Here is a 21,580-nt window from a genome sequence, read left to right as displayed (position 1 = left end):
GCAATACATACATAACAAAAACAGAGTAGGAATAGTATATTTTTCATATTGATTGCTAGAAGTATCTTGGAGTTAATATTTTATCTTTTTTACCACTGAAAAAGATATTCAACATAAATTCATGCGACCCTTGAGTAATATTAGACGCAGAATTAGTTACTAAATCATAAGAATATCCAAGTCTAAAGGTTTTATTCAGTTGAATTTCAGTAATAAAAGCAACAGATTCTTGTGTTCTATATGATACCCCAAGCCATAGCCACTCTTGTAAAAGTGCGTTTAAATTAATGTCAGCCTGCAAGGGTGCACCATCAGTATACCTAATTAACACATTAGGTTTTAGTACTAGAATGTGGTTAACCTCAAATGCATATCCACCTGTTAGGAAATAATTCCGTTGTTCTTCTACTACTAAAGTGGAATTTGGATCACCTAAATCTGATTGAATAAGACGAGGTACAGAAAAACCTATGTAATATTTATCAGTGTTATAAAACAAACCTGCACCAAAATTAGGTGACATTCTAGCAACTCGTTCATTAGGTAATGAAGGGTCAGGAAGGTGGGATGTAAGGTCTGCAAAATTAACACTAACATTATTAAAACCACCTTCTAGCCCAAACGATAAAGTACCGTTTCCAAGAGGTAATCTGTAAGCTGCCATAATGTTCATGTTTTGAGTGGTAGTAGCCCCGATTTTATCCTGAGAAAAAATACCACCAACAGACATTCTTTTTGAACCAATAGGAGCATCTATTGCTAAAGTACTTGTATTGGGAGATCCACCTACACCGGTCCAATGTTGTCGGTAAATAAAACTTGCATTTAATCCACCCTGAGCACCTGCGTAAGCTGGATTAATGGTCATTCCATTAAACATGTATTGAGAGTATAATGTGGTCTGTTGAGCGTATGTTCTGTTACTTTTATAAAGCAACAGAACAGTAAATAATATATATATGTATAGTTTCATTGTAAAGACTTTATTTGGGTTACTATTTAGCAAGAACTACATATCCTGATCTAACAGGACTACCATCATTTAAATTAACTTTATAGAAATAAGTACCAGCAGGAAGGGCATTTGTACCTCCTTTACCGTCATTAAAACCAGTCCATTTTACGGCATTATTATCATAATTTCTTGCTGAATACACTTCATTACCCCACCTATTATAAATTGTAACAACATTGTTATCGTAGAACTCAATATCTTTGATATGCCAATAGTCATTTATACCATCATTATTTGGTGTAAACGATGAATAAATTACTAATTCAGGACCTATCTCAATAAATACTGCAGCATCTTGTTGGGAATAAAATTTTCCATTAAACCCATTCCAGTAAAATTCGTCTATACCAGAAAAATCTAATGAAGGAGTATATGTGATATTCTCTATGCTATCAGCATGAATAACTTGGTTTAAACTGATAGGATTTTCATTTAAAGTAATTCTTCCATTTTCAGGTAAGGAAGTAATTTTGATAGCATGAATTGTAGAGTCGAGAGGATCTGAGAAGTGGTTTTCAAAATCTTCGATTGATATATATATGATTTCATTCTCAGCTCCAGACTTATTTATATCAGTAACAGTTGGTACTTGATCATCTAAATTTTCGACAATTATGATATTAATTTTTTTAGAAGAACTAGACCATAATGTTCCATTATAACCACTCCAAAGACTATAATCATTTCCTATAAAATCTGTATTTGGTCTGTAACTAAAGTTTGGAATGTCAGTTTTAGCAATTGTTTGCCCATTTACTATACTAGCTCCATTATAAAGAAACTCTCCATTAGATGGCAGGCCACTTATTCTGATACTATCTAAACTAGCACTATTTGGGTCTGAGTAACTATTTTCAAAATCTTCTATAGTAAATTGTAGGTCACTATTTTTTTCTCCATAACGAGTTACTTCTTCAACAGTTGGTCCTTCCAATGAATTTGCTACAATTATTCTAATTAAAGCTGAACTTGTACCATCCTGATTATCCGTAATATAATAGTTAGCATAAAAAAGGCCGGTATGGTTTGGAATAGGCGTAAAAAGAACCTGATTGTTTTCAACAGTAATTATCCCGTCATTTTGATAAGACTCATTCATTTCTACACTAATAATTTCAAGGGAGTGTCCATCAATGTCATAATCATTAGCAAGAACATCAATTGTTACCGGAGTGAGCTCATCAGTAGTTGTTTTATCATCTACAGCTACAGGAGGGTGTGTTTTTGAGTATAAATTGATAAATATATGTGCATCATTCGTTGCATAAGATATTCCATCACTTCCATTCCAAAGAAAATCTTCAGTAATTTCTTGTTGTGGGTTAGTATTAATATAGAATAATTCATCAATTTCATCAACAGGTATCTCTTGGTTTAAAGTAATAGCTGTAAATGGCTCTTGGTATATATTCCCCTTAATAGGAAGAGAAGTAAATTTAATCTTTGTTAGTGCTTGTCCATCATTAAACCTACTTTCAAAATCTCTTCTTTTAAAGAAAACTGTGTCACCAACGTACCCTCCATAATATATATCTCCAACAATAGGGGTGTCATTAAAAATGTCCACATTGATATTTGCTGAACTTGTACCATCAATTCCATCTGCAATTGTATAATTAATAACGGCTTGATTAGACGGTGCTGCACCTACATAATTTTCTTCAGGTATAAAGTAAACTTGTCCATTATTAATAAATGCCTCACCGTGAGTGCTAGAATTGATACTTGTAAGGTAAATTGAGTCGTTATCATTATCATAATCATTTGAAAGAGCATCAATCAACACTGGTATATTTGATATAGTAGATGCAAAATCATCTCTAGCTACAGGATCATGTCTAACGTCTTTTATTAAAATATAAATTGTAGCATCTTGAGATGACATATCACCATTTTGATCTTCAACGGCATAGTCAAAATTTGTACTGCCATGCCAGAAGGAGTCAGGTTCAAAAATTAACTGATTAATTGAAGCAAAGCTAATATCTTGATTTACTGTTACTGGTGTATTATTAAATTTTAAAGTCCCATTATTGGGTAGTGATTTTATAGTAATATTCTGAATTAAATCAGTAGGAACTACATTATGATAATGATCGTTAAACTCTTGATTATTAAAGGATAAAGGAGTGTTCTTAAGGCCGATCTTATAAAAGTCAAGAATTACTATATCTATTAATAAACTAACCGTAAATGTATATTGATCAATACTTTCTAAATTTCTATTGTCTTTTACTTTAAAGTAAATACTATCATAGTTTATTGGCTCACTTCCCACCATAGTAGTAGGGTTGTACCTAATTAAAGTACCTACTGGAATGTCGTCATCAACTGCAATGTCTACAAAAGTACCACCACCTGTATCTCGTTGGAAAACAGAGTTTACAATGTGTGTTGGCAGACTTTTAATAATAACGGATTGATAAGTTGCATTTAGATCAGGAGATGCGAACGAGAAAAGGTTTTCTACTAACTTATCTGTATTAATATTTAAAGGGGCAATTGCAGTGGTATCTTTAGAGATCGGAGGGTCTTGAACAGGTGTTACATTAATTGTAAACTGATTGCCTACAGAATGGTGATGTGTTATATCATCACCTGTATTATCTTTTACTCTAAACCTAAAAACGGTATAAGGATCAGGAGTTGTATTATCATTACTAGCATTTAGTACAGGGTAAAACCTTAGTAAACTAGGATCTGGAATATTATGTCCTATCGTTAATTGATAAGGTGTTAATGTATCTCCATCATAAACAAGGTTTCCATGATAGTTTAAAGGATTTAAGGGGTAAGCAACTCTTATCCCATCAAAAGTATCTCCATCAGCATCATAGAAATCAAAATCGGAAGCAGAGAATGTATAAAATGTATCTTCATTAATTGTTCTTACTTCATCATTCGACTCAGGCCTAGCTTTCATATCAATAAAAGCTGTAGCTGTATTACTTACATAAGTACCACTTTGAGCACCTCCAAAAGGGTCAACTACTACAGTTATTTGCCTTTGTGTATAATCTTTTGTTGTAGTAGTATCAGAAATTAAATAAATAGCTTTTAATATGCTCTCATATTCAGTTATAGAGGCATCGCCACTAAATATAAATTGATCATTAGTATTGGTAGAATGCGTAACACCTGATGGTAATGAACCCTGAAAATCTAAAGCATCAACACCGTTGTAGTTGGAAATAGTGACATTTAAAGAGTTGATAACATCGCTTCCTAACATTGTTATCGTTGCATCTTCGTCAGCAATATTTCCACTAGAATTACTTCCTATATAATAAACATTGTAAAAATCAGCTTTAACATACCCTGAGCTATTATTATTATCTAAATCAATTGTTGGTGGAATTACGCATCCATTTACTACTAATTCTAAAGATAAGTTATTAGAATAGTCACACTCTAGAAGAGGAGTATAAACACTATCTTGAGGTAGAGGGACATCTACTACAGACCCATCAAAACTGTAAGGATTATGATTGGTGAGAATAAATAAATTGATGGGGTCTCCAGATGTATTTTGAGGAATTAGTGCAGAAACATTTACCGTACTATCTATTTCGATAGTTTTAGAAAGATGAACAGTATCTATTACTGTGGCGTTTGCAGTAGATGAATAAGGGTCTCCATCGTATAATGTTACAGGAGTGCCAACAGCTGCAGGCCAATCCCCTTGATTTCCAATAGTAATTGTAATTGGAATATCTTGTCCTTGACTACAATTTGATAAATCAGCAGTAATCGAAGGAATGTATAAATCAGGAGTTGCGTAACTAATATCTAAACTGTCAGTAATAAAAGGAGTTTGCCCTAGGAAAACATTTAAAGAACCTTCAAAATAGAGGTTGAAATTATCTTGTTGCTGAATTGGTACAGTAAGATCATCATTAATATTTGTAATATGATATCCATGTTGATTCCATAGGTTTCTACATGACACCCACGGAGAATCATAAGAGCCCCAAACTGTAATATAACCAATAGCTTCTGCAGAAGGACCATTTAAATCTTGGGCAGCCATTACAATTTCTGCTTGTCCATCTGCATTAACATCAGCTACTAGAGGATATTCAGTTCTAGTTCCAGCTCTTGAGGTAACTTTAGAAACTTCTATAAATGTTTGGGAGTCTTCATCCCATCGCCATATAAATAAGTTTTCTTCTTCAGAATAAACAACTTCAATTTTACCATCACCATCAAAGTCAAAAAGAGTTGAACCTGTCATTTCAGAAGCATCATCTAAGCTACTTCTTTTCCATTTTTCATCGAGAGTTGAATTTGATGCGTTATATTCAAGAACTACATATTGATTTTTCCCAGCTGTACCAATTTCTATTTCACCATCATTATCAAAGTCTCCAAGATTACATCTACCAATATTTTTTGATTTAGTAAAAGTATAATCTGCTAAAAACTGCTGAGTGTAAGGAGACCAAAGGTATATAGCTCCTACATTTCCGTCAACATGACAAGTAACTACAACTTCAGCTTTTCCATTTCCGGTAAAATCTCCTATACTTACAAAACCATCTCCAGGTCTATAAAAATTCTGATACTTTGAAGGTAGAGTACAAGAACTAATTTCGGTAAGTGTACCTAAACTAATATCAACGGCATATATTTTGCCACCTGCAATCAATTCTAAGCCATCCACTTCATTTCCAAATGTTCCACCATTAGGGTTAGTATCACCAGGTTTAAAAATATCATATGCTAGTGTATAAGCATCTTCTATTTTATTACCATCATCACCTCCAATTTCATAAGAGTATGCACCATTATTTTTAGTAGAATCTGGTGCTATAATTTGGTCTAGTGTTATTGCATTAAAAATGGCATTTGCAGTGTAGACTTCAGGAGTGCCATCTCCGTTAAAATCTGCAATTTGTAAGGACTGTAAAGCCGAAAAAACTTTATGATTATTTTCAGCAGTAGCGATATAATGATCAGAAAGGTATTCATATCTTCTTACTGTTCGGGCTTCATTAACAAAAATATCACCTAGTCCATTTTTATCTACATCTGCAATAGCAACTTGAGTATGCGTATGCGTGTTACCTTTTTCATTAATTGTTTGTAATAAGCGACCGTCTTGACCACTAAAAATATTGATTTGACCTGGTTGCCCCTTAGGTTGTTCTTTTCCAATCATTTCAGGTAATCCATCCAAATCAAGGTCAGCAACCATCACACCAGATCTTTGCTCTATAGTTGCTTCGTTTATATCTGTAGAGAATTTTGCTACAATATTAAAATTAGGATAAATAGGTGGTTTCACTTGGCAAGCAGCAGAATCGTTGCCGAAGTAAAAGCCATCACATCCAGGGTAACTACTACATTCTGGATCAAAACAGTCCACTAATCCATCGCCATCATCATCAATTCCGTTGTCACAAATCTCTTGTGCCAATGAAGTTGTGATAGTAAATAAGGTTAATAAAAGAATATATTTTATTCTTTGAGTTATGTTAAACATGTAAGGTTTGTTACTATTAGGAATAAGTAAAATAGTTTGGTAATTAAATTTAGCTTTTTTTCACAATAAATCATTTTTTTAGATAAAATAATTTATTTCATAATAGATGATATAATATGCATTACACTTAAAGTAGATAAATTTTCATTATTCACATTTAGAAAGAATTATAATCTTGTATACTCAACTAATTACTGTAAATTTTGTTCGGATTCAATAACTAGTTGATATGAAAAAAATACCAATTTTATTATTTATACTCTCAATAGTAAGTGGTTGTAATACTTCTAATAATGTATTAGACTCATCAGAATACAATTCATTACCAATTGATAAGACATTAACCTCTAATCCTAAAATGGACAGTGTTGTGGCTCCTTACAAATCAAAACTTGATGCACAGATGAATCAAGTGATTTCTTTTACAAATGAAGACCTGGTAATTAGTAATCCTGTAGGAACGTTAGGGAATTTTGTTTGTGATTTATCTGTAGAAATGGCTGAAAAGGAAACAGGTACTTCAATTGATATGTGTTTAATGAATAACGGAGGTTTACGAGCACCTATCTTTAAAGGGGAAATTACTAGAAGGCATGTGTTTAAATTAATGCCTTTTGATAATGCTTTATACATTGTTACAATGAAGGGAGAAGCTATGAAAGAAATGTTAATCTATATAGCGGAAAGACAAGAACCAACATCAGGCTTAAAGATGGGTATTAAAGATAATAAGCCAGTAAAACCTATTATTAATGGAGTGCCATTTGATGAAAATAAAGAGTATAAAGTATTAACCTCTGACTATTTATATAATGGTGGCGACAAAATGTATTTCTTCCAAAAATCTATTAAAGTTGAAAATGTGGATCTACTTATAAGAGATGCAATAATGGAATATACCGAAAACCATAATCCATTAGTAATAGATCAATCTACAAGATTATATTTCCTTTAATAGCTAAAGCATTTTAAAATGAAACATTCTAGAAGAGAATTTATCAAACACATGGCAAAAGGTAGTGCTTTAGCAAGTGCTGGTTTTTTGTTGCCAGCTAACCTTTTATTTGCAGAGGACACACCAATAAAGTTAACAATTTTACATACAAACGACACACACAGTCAGATTGATCCTTTTGGCTCATCACATAAAAAATACCCTAATATGGGAGGTGTATCTAAAAGAAAAGCATTAATTGAAGCAATCAGAGCCGAAGAAGAAAATGTACTTTTATTGGATGCCGGAGATATATTTCAAGGAACACCTTACTTTAATTTTTTTAAAGGAGAAATAGAATTTAAGGCAATGTCAGAAATGAAGTATGATGCAGCTACAATGGGTAATCACGATTTTGATATAAAAGTAGATGGTTTTACAAATGCATTACCACATGCCAATTTCGATTTTATTGTTAGTAATTACGATTTTAAGAATACATCTCTTGATGGTAAAACAAAACCCTATAAAATTATTAATAAGGGTGGGGTGAAAATTGGTATTTTTGGTGTTTGTATTGCTTTAGATGGGCTTGTTGCAAAATCTTGTTATCAAGAAACAGTTTATCAAGATGGCATTGATGTAGCACAAGAATATACAAGAATATTAAAGCAAGAAGAACAATGCGATCTTGTTATTTGTCTTTCTCACTTAGGGTATACTGCTTTTACTCCAACAGATTATGATGACAAAATTCTAGCTGCGAAAACAAAAGATATTGATATAATAATTGGAGGGCACTCACATACATTTTTAGATGAGCCAGATGTGAGAAAAAATGCAGAAGGAAAAGATGTTGTAGTAACTCAAGTAGGGTATGCTGGAATTAAATTAGGCAGGGTAGATTTTTATTTCAATAGTTCAAAAAAGAATAAATTAGCTTGGTCAACAGATTCATTTAAAAATTACCCTTTGGTTTAATACTATATAAATGATTTTTCTAATTTAACCTTGACTTGCTATTTCAATTTATGAAGTTGTCTTTTAATCATCTGTCATTAATTATCAGCGTTGTAGTTGCAAGCATATTTATAGTGTTTCCAACTACAACTACTGATGTTTTAAATGATATCGTTAACTATCTTTTAATCACTTTTGATACTTTTTTTTTATGGACTGTATCTCTTATTTTAATCATTTGTATTGGCCTTATCTTATCTCCATTTGCAAAGAATAAGTTGGGGGGAGAAAATGCGAAAACTGAATTTTCTACATTCTCATGGGTAGCAATGCTTTTTGCTGCAGGTATGGGAAGTGGATTGATATTCTGGGGAGTTGCAGAGCCAATATATCATTTAAATTCACCAATTAATAGTGCTCATGATGCTGTTTTTGCTTTAGCGATTACGGATTTTCACTGGGGGCTTCATGCATGGGCCATTTATGCATTTTCTGGTTTAATTATAGGTTGGTTTTCTTATAATGAAGGAAGAGAAATGACAATTTCAGCTTCATTTACGAACAAAACATCTTCAGTTTATCAACTATTTGATGTGTTAGCAGTTGTTGCTATACTATTTGGAGTAGCAGGTACATTGGCCAATTCAATAGCATTAATAGAAACAGGTGTTCAAACTATTGTGTCAGAAGAAATTGGAGGATTAGCATTTCGTTTTTTACTTCTTACATTTATTTCTTTAGTATTTATTTCATCATCATTAAGTGGTCTAAATAAAGGTGTTAAATATTTAAGTAATTTTAATGTAGCATTTGCTTTACTACTTTTAGTTACAATAGCTTATTTAGTTGGTTTTAGTAATGTGTTAGTCTATGCTTTCAATTCATCAATTGCTTATATTAAAGCATTACCCACTTTATCTTTTGTTATTGCAGAAGGTTCAGAAAGTTGGTCACATGGTTGGACAATAATTTATTTTCTGTGGTGGATATCTTGGGCTCCTTTTACAGGTTTATTCATTGCTCGTATTTCTAAAGGCAGAACCATAAGAGAATTTTTAATAGGCGTAATTTTATATCCTACAATTATTACTATAATATGGTTCGCAACATTTGGAGGAGGAGGCTTTTTAGCAAATAATTTAGAAGAAATACAAGCAGCCACAAATACAAACTATACCTTAGGGCTTTTTAGCTTATTAAATAATTTTGGAATCGGAAATATATTAGGTTTACTTTCGATTGGGCTGCTCACTACTTTTGTTATTACAAGTGCTGATTCTGCTATTTATGTTACTGTTTTACTAACAAAAAAAACATCTAATAGTAGTAAGTTAATTTGGAGTGGTGTATTAATAGGAATTAGTTCTGCGTTATTAATTCGGAACAATGTTGACTTAAATAAAGTTATTGCTATAACTGGTGCAATTCCGTTCGTTTTTATTTTATGTGCTCAAGGAATTAGATTTTTAATCTTAATAAATAAAAAAAGATGACGGATGTCACTAGTAATTAAGAAATGTTAGGCTTGTAATAAAGTACAAAACTACTTTTACCTATTTATTTTGTAATGCAGGATACGATTTACATTTTACAATGAATATGAAGATTTACGATGTTATTATTATCGGAGGAGGACAGGCAGGATTGTCAGTCGCTTACTTTCTGAAAAAACATAATTTAGATTATTTAATTTTAGATAATAATGCGGAAGCAGGTGGATCTTGGTTGAAAGTTTGGGATTCTCTCAAATTATTTTCTCCTGGTATATACTCTTCATTATCAGGCTGGATGATTCGTCCTCCTAAAGAAGAATATCCTGATAAGAATGAGTTTATTTCTTATATGTCTGATTATGAAAAAAGGTATGATTTCCCTATAAAAAGACCTGTTAATGTAACATCTGTAACTCATGATGGGGAGTATTATCATATACAAACTGATGGAGATAACTATATTTCTAGAACAGTAATAGGATGTACAGGTACTGCTGCCAACCCAAAGATTCCTACATATGAGGGAATAGAAAAATTTAAAGGTGAACAACTTCATTCTGTCAATTATAAAAATCCAGAGCAATTAAAAGGAAAAAAAATACTTATTGTTGGTGGCGGGAATAGTGGTGCTCAGATTGTATCAGAATTAACAAAGACCAATAAAGTACAATGGGCAACAATTACACCACCAACTTTTTTACCAGATGATGTAGATGGAAGGTACCTGTTTAATAATGCAACTCAAAAATATAGATCATTATTAAAAGGAGAAGTAAATAAGGAAGAGTATTCATTGGCAGACATTGTAATGATAGATTCGGTTAAAGATGCCAGGGAAAGAGGTGTTTTACATGCTAGACGTTCTACATTCTCGTTTAGCTCAGATGGTGTAATTTGGGAAGATGGTACTTCAGAAGCATTTGATGCAGTAATATGGTGTACAGGTTTTAAAGCAAACTTAAGTTTTTTATCAGATTTAAATATTGTTGATAACGGAGAAGTGAAAACAAATGGCACTAGAGTAGAGCTTTTAAAAGGGTTATGGTTAGTGGGTTATGGTAATTGGACGGGATTTGCATCTGCAACTATTTATGGTGTTGGAAAAACTGCAAAAAATACTGTAGAAGAAGTAATTGAATACCTTATTAATTTGAAATTTGGTTAGAGATTAATTCGTAAAGGAGAAAAAACATTGTTTGATAAATTAAAAATATATAGTCTGCTTTTTTAAAAAGTGATGACTAACAAAAGAAACACAAAATTATGCTTGTGTTTTTTTTATGCCCAATTTTAATGTTTTATAAAAACAATGTACCCTTATAAAAGGGCATTCAACAGTGATTGTGTGAGTTTTTGTACCCTTTTTAAAATGTATTTTGTACCCTTAAAAAGGTTGTTGTACACTAATTGAGTACCCTAATTTGTATCCTTTCGGTGTTTGTTTTCTAGCGGTTTAAAGAATTATGTTTGAGAAACAACCAGTAGCAGGGTAGTTCCCTTCAGTACTACTCACAGACATTTTGCTACTACATTTTATATTCAAACTACCACTACGATGAACAACATCAGAAAGAAGTTCTTGATAGGACTTTCTGCATGGCTCATGTACATGATGCCAGCTATTGGAGTTTTCGGTCAAATTGACACGGGAAGTCCTTACTCTATTGCGGATCACGAAAAACAAGTGATTGGCTATGTTCCTAACTGGGATTCATGGAAAGGAGCAGATTTTAATATTCCAAAAGGAGCATTAAATCACTACAACATTGATTATTCTCAGTACACAATTCTTAATTTTTCTTTCTTTGGCGTGGCCGTTGACGGTTCAATGCACAGTGGAGATTTAAGAAACAAACAAATCTACCAAGATGGCCAAATTCAACAGCCTACAGATTTGTTACATCCAGATAAGTACTCAAGTCACGATCAAGCTATGGTCCTTGGTATTCCTCAAGAATTTTGGGGATGGGACGATGTACTATCAGAATTAGGTTATGAGCCAAATCCAGGTGGAGGTTACTTAGGTTGGGTAAAAACAGCTACAGGTGAAACAGGTAACTGGCCACTTACAGAATATCCTACTCCAGGCATGGTTGCTATAGCACATCAATATGGCATTAAAGTAATGGCTTCTATTGGTGGATGGTCTATGTGTAAGCATTTTCCAGAAATGGCAGCAGACCCTGTTAAAAAAGCACGTTTTATTCAAGATTGTGTCACTTTAGTAGAAGATTACGGGTTTGATGGTATTGATATTGACTGGGAATATCCAGGTCCATTTGCAGGAATGAACTTTATTGGTACTGAAGATGACTATCATAACTATACTTTATTGATGCAAGACATCCGTGAAGCAATTGGTCCTGATAGGTTAATTACTGCGGCGTTTAGTGCTTCTCCAACTAAATTAGAAAATTTGGAATGGAGTGAATTAAACAAAGTAATGGATTACTACAACATGATGACGTATGATTTTCATGGTGGATGGTCTGGAATTGCAGGTCATAATTCTCCTTTATATCCTTATGAAGGTGAAGAATGGGGCGAATTTTCATGGGATCAAACGTTCACTTACATGCGTGATCAATTAGGTATTGATACCGAAAAAATTAATATGGGAATGGCCTTTTATGGTCGTGGTGTAGTTGTAGATGGTACGCCAGGTGTTAATGCTCCAACTATTAAAAAAGATATAACTTTCTCTGTAGACGGACCAGTTTCTTCAGCAGCGGATATGAATCATTGGGGAGCAACAGAAGGGTCTCCTTATTATTTCCAAGTAAAAGAAGCAATTGCAAATGGCGGTTGGACAAAGCATTGGGATGATCAAGCAAAAGTACCTTACCTTACAAAAACAGAAAGTGGTGTAAGCTATTTCACAAGTTATGATGATGAAGAATCTATCAAATTAAAATCAGAATATATTACTGATAACAATATTGGAGGAGTAATTATCTGGCAAATGTTTACAGATTGGAATGTTGGACCAGAAACAAGTAAAATAGGTACTTATCCAATTTGCCCTGATACTAAACCTGAATTAGTACATGTAGTAAATAAAGTTTTTGCTGAAAATGCAGGACCTGTTAATCCAGCTCCAGTTATTACAATTACTGCAGAAACTACAATAGAACAAACGGAATTATCGGCGATTTCTTTCTCTTTCACAGCTTCTGATGATACTGGAATTAGTACAGTAGAAGCCACAGCAAATGGTGAAGTAGTTACGTTAACTTCATCTGAGGGAATTTACATGGGATCATTTGTTCCGACTGCATTCGGTGAGCAAATGATTAGTGTTACAGCTATAGATGATCAAGGAAAAAGTGCAACAAAAACAGCAAAAGTTGTTGTTGTAGACCCATCGGTACCAAATGTTGCTCCAACAATTTCTATTACTGCTCCTGCAGATGCTTCTGAGGTTGTACAAGCGTCATTATCAGCTATAGAGATTACTACAGAAGCTGCCGACGAAGATGGATCAATTGCAAGTGTAACTATTTCAGTAGATGGTCAATCATTTGATACAGCAACTGCATCATGGACACCTTCTGCTTTTGGTGAATATACAATTACAGCAATTGTAACAGATAACGAAGGAGAGACTGCAACAGCAACAGCAACAGTTACAATTACTGAAGAAACAACAACTGGAGGTGGATGTACTGCTGAAGAATACGCAGGTTACCCATCAATCTATAATTCAGGAGATGAAGTTAGTTTTGAAGGAGTGCTTTATGAAGCACAAGTAAATAATCTTTATAATGTAACTCCAGGATCAGCAGAACACTGGTGGAAAACGTTAGGTCCGTGTGAAGTAGGACCAATTGCTCCACAAGTAAGTTTTGTAACACCAACTGCAGAAACAATTCAAACAACATCTTTCCCGGTAAGTGTTAGTGTAGTAGCTAATGCAACAGATGAAGATGGTTCAGTTTCCACAATTGAATATGCTGTGAATGGAACATCTATAACAGAAGGCAATTACGATATCACTGCTCTAGGGGAATACAACTTTACTGTGATAGCTACTGATAATGATGGTCAAACAGCTACAGATCAAGTAAAAGTAACAGTAGTTGCACCTCAGCCTGTGGCTCCAACAGTAAGCTTTGCTACATTAAAAGATGAAAGTGTAATGGTTGAAACTTTACCATATACTTTAGATTTAACATCTAATAGTGCAGATGAAGACGGTAGTATAGTTTCTGTTGAAATTACAGTAAATGGAGAAGCAGTAAGTGAAACTACTTATGATGCAACAACATACGGTGAGTACACTATTGTAGCTACAGTTACAGATAATGATGGACAAACAGGGACAGTTCAAGCTACAGTTAATATTACAGAACCACAACCAATTGCACCAATAGTTTCTTTAACAACTCCAGTAGCAGGTAGTGTAGAAGTAGAAACATTGCCTTATTATATTTCTTTATCTTCAACTTCATCTGATGAAGATGGTGATATTACATCAGTAGTATATACTGTGAATGGAGTAGAAGTAGCAGAAGGAGATTATTCTGCAACAACATATGGAAGTTATGTAGTTGAAGTAACAGCTACTGATAACGATGGTTTAACAGCTTCAGCTCAGGCAACTGTAGTTCTTACAGAACCAGTTGATGTAGTAGATTGTCCTCATCCAACTTGGAATGCGGCTGATATTTATACAGGTGGAAATCAGGTTGTGCATGAAGGTAAAATTTATAGAGCAAAATGGTGGACTCAAGGTAATAATCCAAATGGAGGAGATCCTTGGGAAGACACAGGAGATGTATGTGGAAATGGAGGTCTTGGAGACATTGTTCCTGCTATAACATTCCTTCACCCATCAGGAGATACATACACTGCTTTAACTACAATTGATATTGAAGTGGAAGCTACTGATGAGAATGGAGTAGTATCAAATGTTACTTTAGAAGTAGATGGAGTTACTGTTAATGGAAATTCTACATCATTTACTCCAGTATCTTTTGGAACTTATGTAATTACTGCATCAGCAATTGATGATCAAAATAATACAACAATAGCGACAAAAACTGTAGAATTTACTTCATCAGCAGTAACAGATGTAAATGCAGACGGTACTATCAATATAACAGGTCCTTTTGCACCAGCACCAACAGGAGCACAACGTATTATTGGTTATGTACCTACTTGGAAAGGAAGTCCAGGAGATTTAGATTATTCTAAAGTAACTCACGTGAATGTTTCTTTCTTAGTGTACGATACAAAAGTTGGAGGTTCTTATACAGATGCTGATTTTGCTTCTGGAGAATATACGGCAGAATCTTTACATGTATTAGATTCACTATTACCGATTATTGTAACAAAAGCACATAGCCAAGGAGCAACAGTTTCTATTGCAGTAGGTGGAGCAGAAGATTATGGTTTCCTTAAATTAATGGAAGTATATCAAACAAATCCAGCGTCTATTTCTGCAGCAGCAGATAAGTTATTAGCTTATGTAGATCAGTACAATTTAGATGGTATTGATTTAGATATGGAATGCTGGTGGGCAGATCCTGCAATTCCTGGAACATCTGAACAAGGTGGTAGAAAACGTGGTACTGATAAGTGGAACGAAAATGTTGATCAAGGGGCACATCCTGCATCTTATGGCTTAACATTATTGGCTAAGAAATTACGTGCTAAGCGTCCATCTTTATTATTATCGTCAGCAGTATTTGCCACACCTTGGTATGGTAATAACTACGATGCCAATATGGTAGATTACCTAGATTGGTTAGGTTTAATGACGTATGATTTTACAGGTTCTTGGAACGATTCTCCAGTAGGTCCTCACTCATCTTTGTATGATGTTGATCAAAGTAAATACACAAAAGCATCTGCTGATAACCCTATTTATTCTGTTGAAACTTCGTTGAATTATTGGAGTGGAGATTGGGCTACATGGCAGGGATCTGGACATGGTGTTCACGAAAGTAAATTAGCTATTGGTGTTCCTTTCTATGGTTATGATTTATCTCAAACTAAAGCTGAGGCAGGTCAGGGAGCTAATGGATTTTACTTTATTGGTTATGATGAAATTCTTGATCAATATCCAAATGCAGCAACTTCTTTCGATCCAAATGATGCCAACCAGTTAAACGGATACATTGGTGAAGATGGTAGAGAAATCTATTACGAAACACCAAAAGGAGCAGGAGCAAAAGTAGCATATGCTAGAGCAAATGGATTACAAGGAACAATCATTTGGGAGCTAACATTTGATGTCTCGGATCCAGCAAACAGCTTATTACAGGCTATGAACAATGAATTATCAGGTAACTCAAGACAAATGGCTAATAAGCTAGATTTAGAAGAAGAGTTATTTGATGTAGTTTCTTACCCTAACCCATTCACTCAATCAACAAAAATAATGTTGAATGTGAAAGAGGAAGGAGCTATGGAATTACAATTGTTTAACCTACAAGGCCGTTTATTACAGTCTATGCATCAAGATGTTGAGAGTGGAAACACTGTCTTAGAAATTGAAGGTGCTCAATTATCTTCAGGAATTTACCTTGTGAAAGTTCAAGTAGGGGAACAACAAGTAGTAAAGAGAATTATTAAAAAATAGTATTAACACACTATAGTTCTTATTTAATTAGCCTGTCAATTTTATTGGCAGGCTAATTTTGTTTCTTCTTTATACAAAAAGAGTATGAAAGAAGTTAATTGCCATAGATCAATGATTATTGAAATTTCTTTAAAAAAAGAACCTTAACTCATAATAAAGTTTAAATGCTAACAAGTGTGCTCAACAGTTATTGTAAGTATCAAGTATAAGTAAGTGAATACTTTAACGAACTTATTTTTACTATGAAAAGAGCTATATCTTGTTTTATACTCCTATTTTTAATTTTATCATGTACTAAAAGTAACGATGAAGTCCAAATTTTTGATCCTGTTACTCATGTTACAGAATTACATATTACTCATGATACTACTATAGAAAGTGCCAATTATATATATTATACTATAGAAGTGTATGAGAATGTAACCTTAACTTTTGGAACTGTGCAACTTACCTCTTCAACAATAATTCTAAGAGAGGGAGCGTCGATATCTTTAACAGGTGCAGCCAATTTTACCAATGTGGAAATTGTTTCTAATGGAGATAATGAATTTTGTAATCCAGGTGGAGGTTCAATTACAATTGATGGATTACCTTTTGATATGGGAGGTGAAGAATGTATAGATCTAGGAGAGGATCTTCCTGTGGAGCTTTTACATTTTACTACTAAACTAGAAGGAGAAGATGCATTGTTAGAATGGGCAACGGCTACAGAATTGAATAATGAAAAGTTTATTATCGAAAGAAGTATTGATAATAAAGAGTGGAATTCTATTGCAGAAGTTAAAGGAGCGGGCAACTCAAACGTAATGTTGGAATATCAATATTTAGATGAGGAGGTGCCTAATACATCTATTGTTTACTATAGGTTAAAACAAGTAGATTTTGATGGTAAATCATCCTATTATGGACCAAATGCAATTTCTAATTCAAACATGGATAATGAAATAAGAATATATCCAAACCCTGTACCTAAAGGTGAAGCCTTAAATATTATGTCTAATACCTATGGTATAGAGGTCAATATATACAATACGATAGGTCAATTTTATGGTAGTTTTTCAACAGATATGAATTATTTAAAAATTCCTATGATGTACGGAACTGGTATTTACATTATTGAAGTAACAACAGGTGGAAAAACAACAAGTGAAAAAATAATAGTTGAGTAATCATAAATATAATATTTTATGATTTTAGAGATGAACGTTTGAAAGAAAATGTTCATCTCTTTTTATTTGTCTTATCAGGAAAAAGCAGCCTGTTTAAAAGGAAATTGAATTAACAATATATATTCAACTAGCCTTTAATCATTAATAATAACTTCTAAATTATGTGTTGGGAATTGCTTTGAAAGCGCTGTAGATATTTTATTTCTAGTTGATAGTAATTCTTCTACGTTAATATTTTTTTCAGATGTACTCACATATAGTACTATAAAATAATTACTACCTAGTTTCGAAATATAATTTTGATGTGTCTCAAACATAGAAGGAAGATGATCTATAATGACCTGATCAATTATGTCGAGTGATATTTGATCTTGTAAAACTCCTCCTCCAAGTTCAATAAATGCATCTTTAATAATTTTAATAGGAGTATTAATAAGCACTATACCCATGATTAAAACGATGATGGAATCACCAATATATTTTAGAAAACTTAGGGCAGAATTTTCTGGAATTATCGAAACGAGAAGTAAAGAAATACCAATTCCAACGGTTAAAAAGCCATCTATTATTGAAGATTTTGCCTCTACACCTAAAATAGGGCTATTTAGATTGATTTTTTTATTCTGATGTTTATAATAGAACGCAATTCCAAAAGAGATAATTGCAATCACAACAGTGTAATAGAGTATAGAATGAATAACGATTGGAGTAATAGCTTCTCCATTAAAAAAATTGATGATTTTAATACAACTCTGGACTACTGCAACAATCGTAATTCCAAAAATTAGTACTCCTTTAAAAAAGACAAAGAAAGATTCGAATACGTACCTCCCAAAAGGAAAAATAGTTGTGCGTTTATGCTTTTTCTTCCCAATAATTATGGCGGCGATGGTGGCTAATGCAGAAATTAAAGAAAAATTTCCATCTAACAACATCGCATCAGAATTGGAAAAATAATAAGTTACCCATCCAGCAATAGCCATTAAAAGGTTAGCTACAATACCAAATTTTAATGCTTTTCTTTCGATTATATCTTCATTCACCATTTAGATAGTAATTTTTTCAATCTTGAATTTCTACAGTTATAATACTCGTTATGGCCAAATAATAATTGATAGAGAAGTAGAAAAATAAATCATATAACATTACGTTATAAAAAAAATATTAATAATTTGAGTACAAATTTACTTTACACCTCTTTACTGAAATATATAACCAAATGAGTAATGTGACAATCCTACGCATTAAAATTTGAATTGCATTACTTTTTTTAATAATTATTACTATGAAATTAAAAATTATTTTACTTCTAACCTGTGTGTCTTTTTTAGTTTATAGCTGCTCTTCTAATGATGATGACACAACTACACCGACTACATTACCTGCAAATGATGATGATGACCAAGATGATGATACTTCTGGAAATGCAGATTCTGATACAACAAATGTAGATACAGATACGCCAGATACTGATGCAGATAGTGATTCTGATGATACAGATGAATTAGCTGTATATCAAAAAATTTATGCAGCAACTGATATTTATAAAGATGGGGATTTTGTGGTAATTGAAGTGAATGGCTTACCAGATCATAATAGCCCTTATTATCAAGATACAGAATGGTCTGATCGTTATGAAAACAATACTGATCCTGATTTTCGTTTAAATCCAAATAGAATTTCATCTGCAGATAGAACAATAAGAATACCTCTTCATCCGGAAGAAGCATCTAGTCATGAATCAACTGCTTTAGGTGTTATGGGTGTTGCTATTAATGGAGTTGCATTTTTTAATCAATATGCTGGTCCGAATGATCAACCCTTAACAAATGAAATTTTCTCATTCGATCAATACAATGGTCACCCACAAGGTCAAGGTGTTTATCATTATCACATAGAACCAACGTATTTAACGGCAAAAGAAGATGTAGGGAATGAAGGCTTGTTAGGTTTCTTATTAGATGGTTTTCCTGTGTATGGACCTTTCGAAAATAATGTAGCCGTTTCGAATAATGATTTAGACGAGTACCATGGACATAATCATGCAACAGAAGATTATCCAGACGGTATTTATCATTATCATATTACAGCAGAAGACCCTTACATTAACGGAAATGGATATTATGGTACACCAGGTACATCAACTGACTAAAATACTTTTCACTTATCTACTTTTGGTAACAACTTTTTCCTGCCAACAACAGCAGCAGGAAGAGGTTGTAAATCTTAAGGTGCAAACTATAAATGCACAAGATGTTAAGTATGCATCTAAAAAAGGAATTTTTTATGTAAACGATAAAAAGTTTTCAGGAGAAATTTATTGGACGTATAATAACGGAACAGATACTTTAAGAGTGAAGAGGTATTGGAAGGGGTTAAAAGAAGGACAATGGACACGCTATTACCCTGATCAATCTATATTAGAATATAGGTTTTACCATAAAAATAAAAAGGAAGGTGAACATATTAGTTTTTATCCAAATGGAGAAATGAGGTTTTCTTACCATTTAAAAAATGATGTTTATGATGGTAATAATCTTGCATGGAATCATAATGGGAAGTTAATTTCTAATATGAATTATAAAGAGGGTAAAGAAGAAGGTGCTCAAAAAGTATGGTATAATAATGGTAAAATTAAAGCCAACTATGTAATTAAAAACGGTAGGCGCTTTGGTTTATTAGGTACTAAAAATTGCATAAATGTTACAGACTCAGTTTTTTAAATTACTTTTCGTCGGAATTCTATTTACATCATTTTCTTGTAACAAAGAAAAGACTATTCCGTTTTATACAACACCAGATTTTACACCTCATTTCCTTTCTGATGCAAAGGAAATTAATGATAAAATTGCACATCGAATTTCTGACTTTTCATTTCTTAATCAGAATAATAGAACCATTACACAACAAGCGATTGAAGGGAAAATTCACGTTGCTAACTTTATTTTTACCAGTTGTGGTAGTATTTGTCCTGTTATGACAGATAACATGAAAATAGTTGAAAGTCATTATAAAAATGATGAAGATGTAGCTTTATTATCGTATAGTGTAACCCCTTGGATAGATAATGTAGAAGTATTGAAAGAGTATGCTGATAACAAGAATATAAAATCTGCAAATTGGCATTTACTAACAGGTAACAAAGCGGAAATTTATAATTTAGCCCGTACATCATATTTTGCAGAAGAAGACCTTGGTTTTACTAAAGATAGTACCGACTTTCTACATACAGAACATTTTATTTTAGTTGATGGAGATAAAAGAATTCGAGGTATCTATAATGGTACATTAATGTTAGAAATGAAGCAATTGATACAAGATATTGAAGCGCTAAAAGAAGAGAAAAGTATTTTTGCAATGCTGTAAAACAATAAAATGAATTGAAATAGTAATTAATTATAAAACATGTAATAAAGAGGAGTTGTAACTAATTATTAATTTTTTTATTTTGATGGTTTACTAACTATTGTATTACTAATAATTTAATTATGGACTTTTCTCAGATTAATATTCTTGCTGTACTTTGTGCAGCCTTGGCGTCTTTTGTTTTAGGTGCTGTTTGGTACAGTGCAATTTTTGGAAAGGCTTGGCAAAAGGAATTAGGATTTACAGATGAGTACTTGCAAAATGGTAGCATGCCATTAATATTTGGAAGTAGTTTTGTACTAATGTTAATAATGTCATTTGGTATGTCATTATTAATAAGTCATGGAGGGGGAGAAGCGATAGATGCTTATACAGGAGGCTTACATGGTTTTGTAATTGGTTTGATGTTTATTGCTACATCAATGGGAATTAATTACTTATATCAAAGAAGGAGCATAAAATTATGGTTAATTGATGCGGGATATCAAATAACTTTTTTAACAATACAAGGTATTATACTTGGTGCTTGGCACTAATAATTAGGGCTATCTCTTCAACTTGAGATAGCCCTA

General features: G+C 32.9%; 13 protein-coding genes. 10 read left to right on the top strand and 3 right to left on the bottom strand.

Going from position 1 to position 21,580, the window contains the following annotated elements; genetic code table 11:
- Positions 1-55 precede the first annotated feature (55 nt).
- Both KM029_RS05125 and KM029_RS05120 read right to left on the bottom strand, forming a co-directional pair.
- Complete coding sequence (locus KM029_RS05125; protein WP_144072241.1) at positions 56-973, bottom strand: PorP/SprF family type IX secretion system membrane protein; 918 nt, start codon at positions 971-973, stop codon at positions 56-58.
- A gap of 22 nt (positions 974-995) precedes the next feature.
- Positions 996-6,500: an Ig-like domain-containing protein gene (locus KM029_RS05120; RefSeq protein WP_144072240.1), complete on the bottom strand. Its 5,505-nt coding sequence runs from the start codon at positions 6,498-6,500 to the stop codon at positions 996-998.
- 229 nt (positions 6,501-6,729) lie between these two features.
- Between KM029_RS05120 and KM029_RS05115 the strand changes: the two genes are divergently transcribed.
- From KM029_RS05115 to KM029_RS05090, 6 genes are all read left to right on the top strand, one after another.
- Positions 6,730-7,455 carry a 5'-nucleotidase C-terminal domain-containing protein gene (locus KM029_RS05115; RefSeq protein ID WP_144072239.1) on the top strand — a complete coding sequence of 242 codons (726 nt, stop codon included), beginning with the start codon at positions 6,730-6,732 and terminating at the stop codon, positions 7,453-7,455.
- An 18-nt stretch (positions 7,456-7,473) separates the two neighbouring features.
- Positions 7,474-8,415 (top strand): bifunctional metallophosphatase/5'-nucleotidase, encoded by a 942-nt coding sequence (locus KM029_RS05110; protein ID WP_144072238.1) that lies wholly within the window; start codon positions 7,474-7,476, stop codon positions 8,413-8,415.
- A gap of 50 nt (positions 8,416-8,465) precedes the next feature.
- Positions 8,466-9,887 (top strand): BCCT family transporter, encoded by a 1,422-nt coding sequence (locus KM029_RS05105; protein WP_205125415.1) that lies wholly within the window; start codon positions 8,466-8,468, stop codon positions 9,885-9,887.
- Positions 9,888-9,987: 100 nt separating this feature from the next.
- Entirely contained in the window at positions 9,988-11,052 is a 1,065-nt protein-coding gene (locus tag KM029_RS05100) for an ArsO family NAD(P)H-dependent flavin-containing monooxygenase (RefSeq protein ID WP_144072237.1), read from the top strand.
- A 390-nt stretch (positions 11,053-11,442) separates the two neighbouring features.
- Positions 11,443-16,473 carry a glycosyl hydrolase family 18 protein gene (locus KM029_RS05095; RefSeq protein WP_144072236.1) on the top strand — a complete coding sequence of 1,677 codons (5,031 nt, stop codon included), beginning with the start codon at positions 11,443-11,445 and terminating at the stop codon, positions 16,471-16,473.
- Positions 16,474-16,715: 242 nt separating this feature from the next.
- Positions 16,716-17,642: a T9SS type A sorting domain-containing protein gene (locus KM029_RS05090; protein ID WP_144072235.1), complete on the top strand. Its 927-nt coding sequence runs from the start codon at positions 16,716-16,718 to the stop codon at positions 17,640-17,642.
- 134 nt (positions 17,643-17,776) lie between these two features.
- Here KM029_RS05090 and KM029_RS05085 read toward each other — a convergent pair whose 3' ends face one another.
- Positions 17,777-18,688: a cation transporter gene (locus tag KM029_RS05085; RefSeq protein ID WP_144072234.1), complete on the bottom strand. Its 912-nt coding sequence runs from the start codon at positions 18,686-18,688 to the stop codon at positions 17,777-17,779.
- Between the two features lie 239 nt (positions 18,689-18,927).
- On the opposite strand from KM029_RS05085, the gene KM029_RS05080 reads away from it, so the two are divergent.
- The 4 genes from KM029_RS05080 (at position 18,928) to KM029_RS05065 (ending at position 21,544) form a co-directional block, all read left to right on the top strand.
- Entirely contained in the window at positions 18,928-19,794 is an 867-nt protein-coding gene (locus KM029_RS05080) for a YHYH protein (RefSeq protein WP_144072233.1), read from the top strand.
- On the top strand, positions 19,766-20,365 hold the full coding sequence (locus tag KM029_RS05075) for a toxin-antitoxin system YwqK family antitoxin (RefSeq protein WP_144072232.1): 600 nt from the start codon (positions 19,766-19,768) through the stop codon (positions 20,363-20,365). Before KM029_RS05080 ends, KM029_RS05075 begins: the two co-directional genes overlap by 29 nt.
- Positions 20,343-21,008 carry an SCO family protein gene (locus KM029_RS05070; protein ID WP_144072231.1) on the top strand — a complete coding sequence of 222 codons (666 nt, stop codon included), beginning with the start codon at positions 20,343-20,345 and terminating at the stop codon, positions 21,006-21,008. Before KM029_RS05075 ends, KM029_RS05070 begins: the two co-directional genes overlap by 23 nt.
- Before the next feature lie 122 nt (positions 21,009-21,130).
- The gene (locus KM029_RS05065; protein ID WP_144072230.1) at positions 21,131-21,544 is read left to right on the top strand and encodes a DUF1761 domain-containing protein; all 414 of its coding nucleotides are present in this window, start codon (positions 21,131-21,133) and stop codon (positions 21,542-21,544) included.
- The last annotated feature ends 36 nt before the right edge of the window (positions 21,545-21,580 follow it).

The organism is Flammeovirga kamogawensis (genome assembly GCF_018736065.1).
GTDB classification, from domain to species: Bacteria; Bacteroidota; Bacteroidia; order Cytophagales; family Flammeovirgaceae; genus Flammeovirga; species Flammeovirga kamogawensis.
This window is presented reverse-complemented; position numbering and strand designations above follow the sequence as displayed.

Coding starts and splice junctions, on each gene's coding strand:
- KM029_RS05125 (WP_144072241.1), bottom strand. CDS start 973: ATGAAACTATACATATATATATTATTTACTGTTCTGTTGCTTTATAAA.
- KM029_RS05120 (WP_144072240.1), bottom strand. CDS start 6,500: ATGTTTAACATAACTCAAAGAATAAAATATATTCTTTTATTAACCTTA.
- KM029_RS05115 (WP_144072239.1), top strand. CDS start 6,730: ATGAAAAAAATACCAATTTTATTATTTATACTCTCAATAGTAAGTGGT.
- KM029_RS05110 (WP_144072238.1), top strand. CDS start 7,474: ATGAAACATTCTAGAAGAGAATTTATCAAACACATGGCAAAAGGTAGT.
- KM029_RS05105 (WP_205125415.1), top strand. CDS start 8,466: ATGAAGTTGTCTTTTAATCATCTGTCATTAATTATCAGCGTTGTAGTT.
- KM029_RS05100 (WP_144072237.1), top strand. CDS start 9,988: ATGAATATGAAGATTTACGATGTTATTATTATCGGAGGAGGACAGGCA.
- KM029_RS05095 (WP_144072236.1), top strand. CDS start 11,443: ATGAACAACATCAGAAAGAAGTTCTTGATAGGACTTTCTGCATGGCTC.
- KM029_RS05090 (WP_144072235.1), top strand. CDS start 16,716: ATGAAAAGAGCTATATCTTGTTTTATACTCCTATTTTTAATTTTATCA.
- KM029_RS05085 (WP_144072234.1), bottom strand. CDS start 18,688: ATGGTGAATGAAGATATAATCGAAAGAAAAGCATTAAAATTTGGTATT.
- KM029_RS05080 (WP_144072233.1), top strand. CDS start 18,928: ATGAAATTAAAAATTATTTTACTTCTAACCTGTGTGTCTTTTTTAGTT.
- KM029_RS05075 (WP_144072232.1), top strand. CDS start 19,766: ATGGTACACCAGGTACATCAACTGACTAAAATACTTTTCACTTATCTA.
- KM029_RS05070 (WP_144072231.1), top strand. CDS start 20,343: ATGTTACAGACTCAGTTTTTTAAATTACTTTTCGTCGGAATTCTATTT.
- KM029_RS05065 (WP_144072230.1), top strand. CDS start 21,131: ATGGACTTTTCTCAGATTAATATTCTTGCTGTACTTTGTGCAGCCTTG.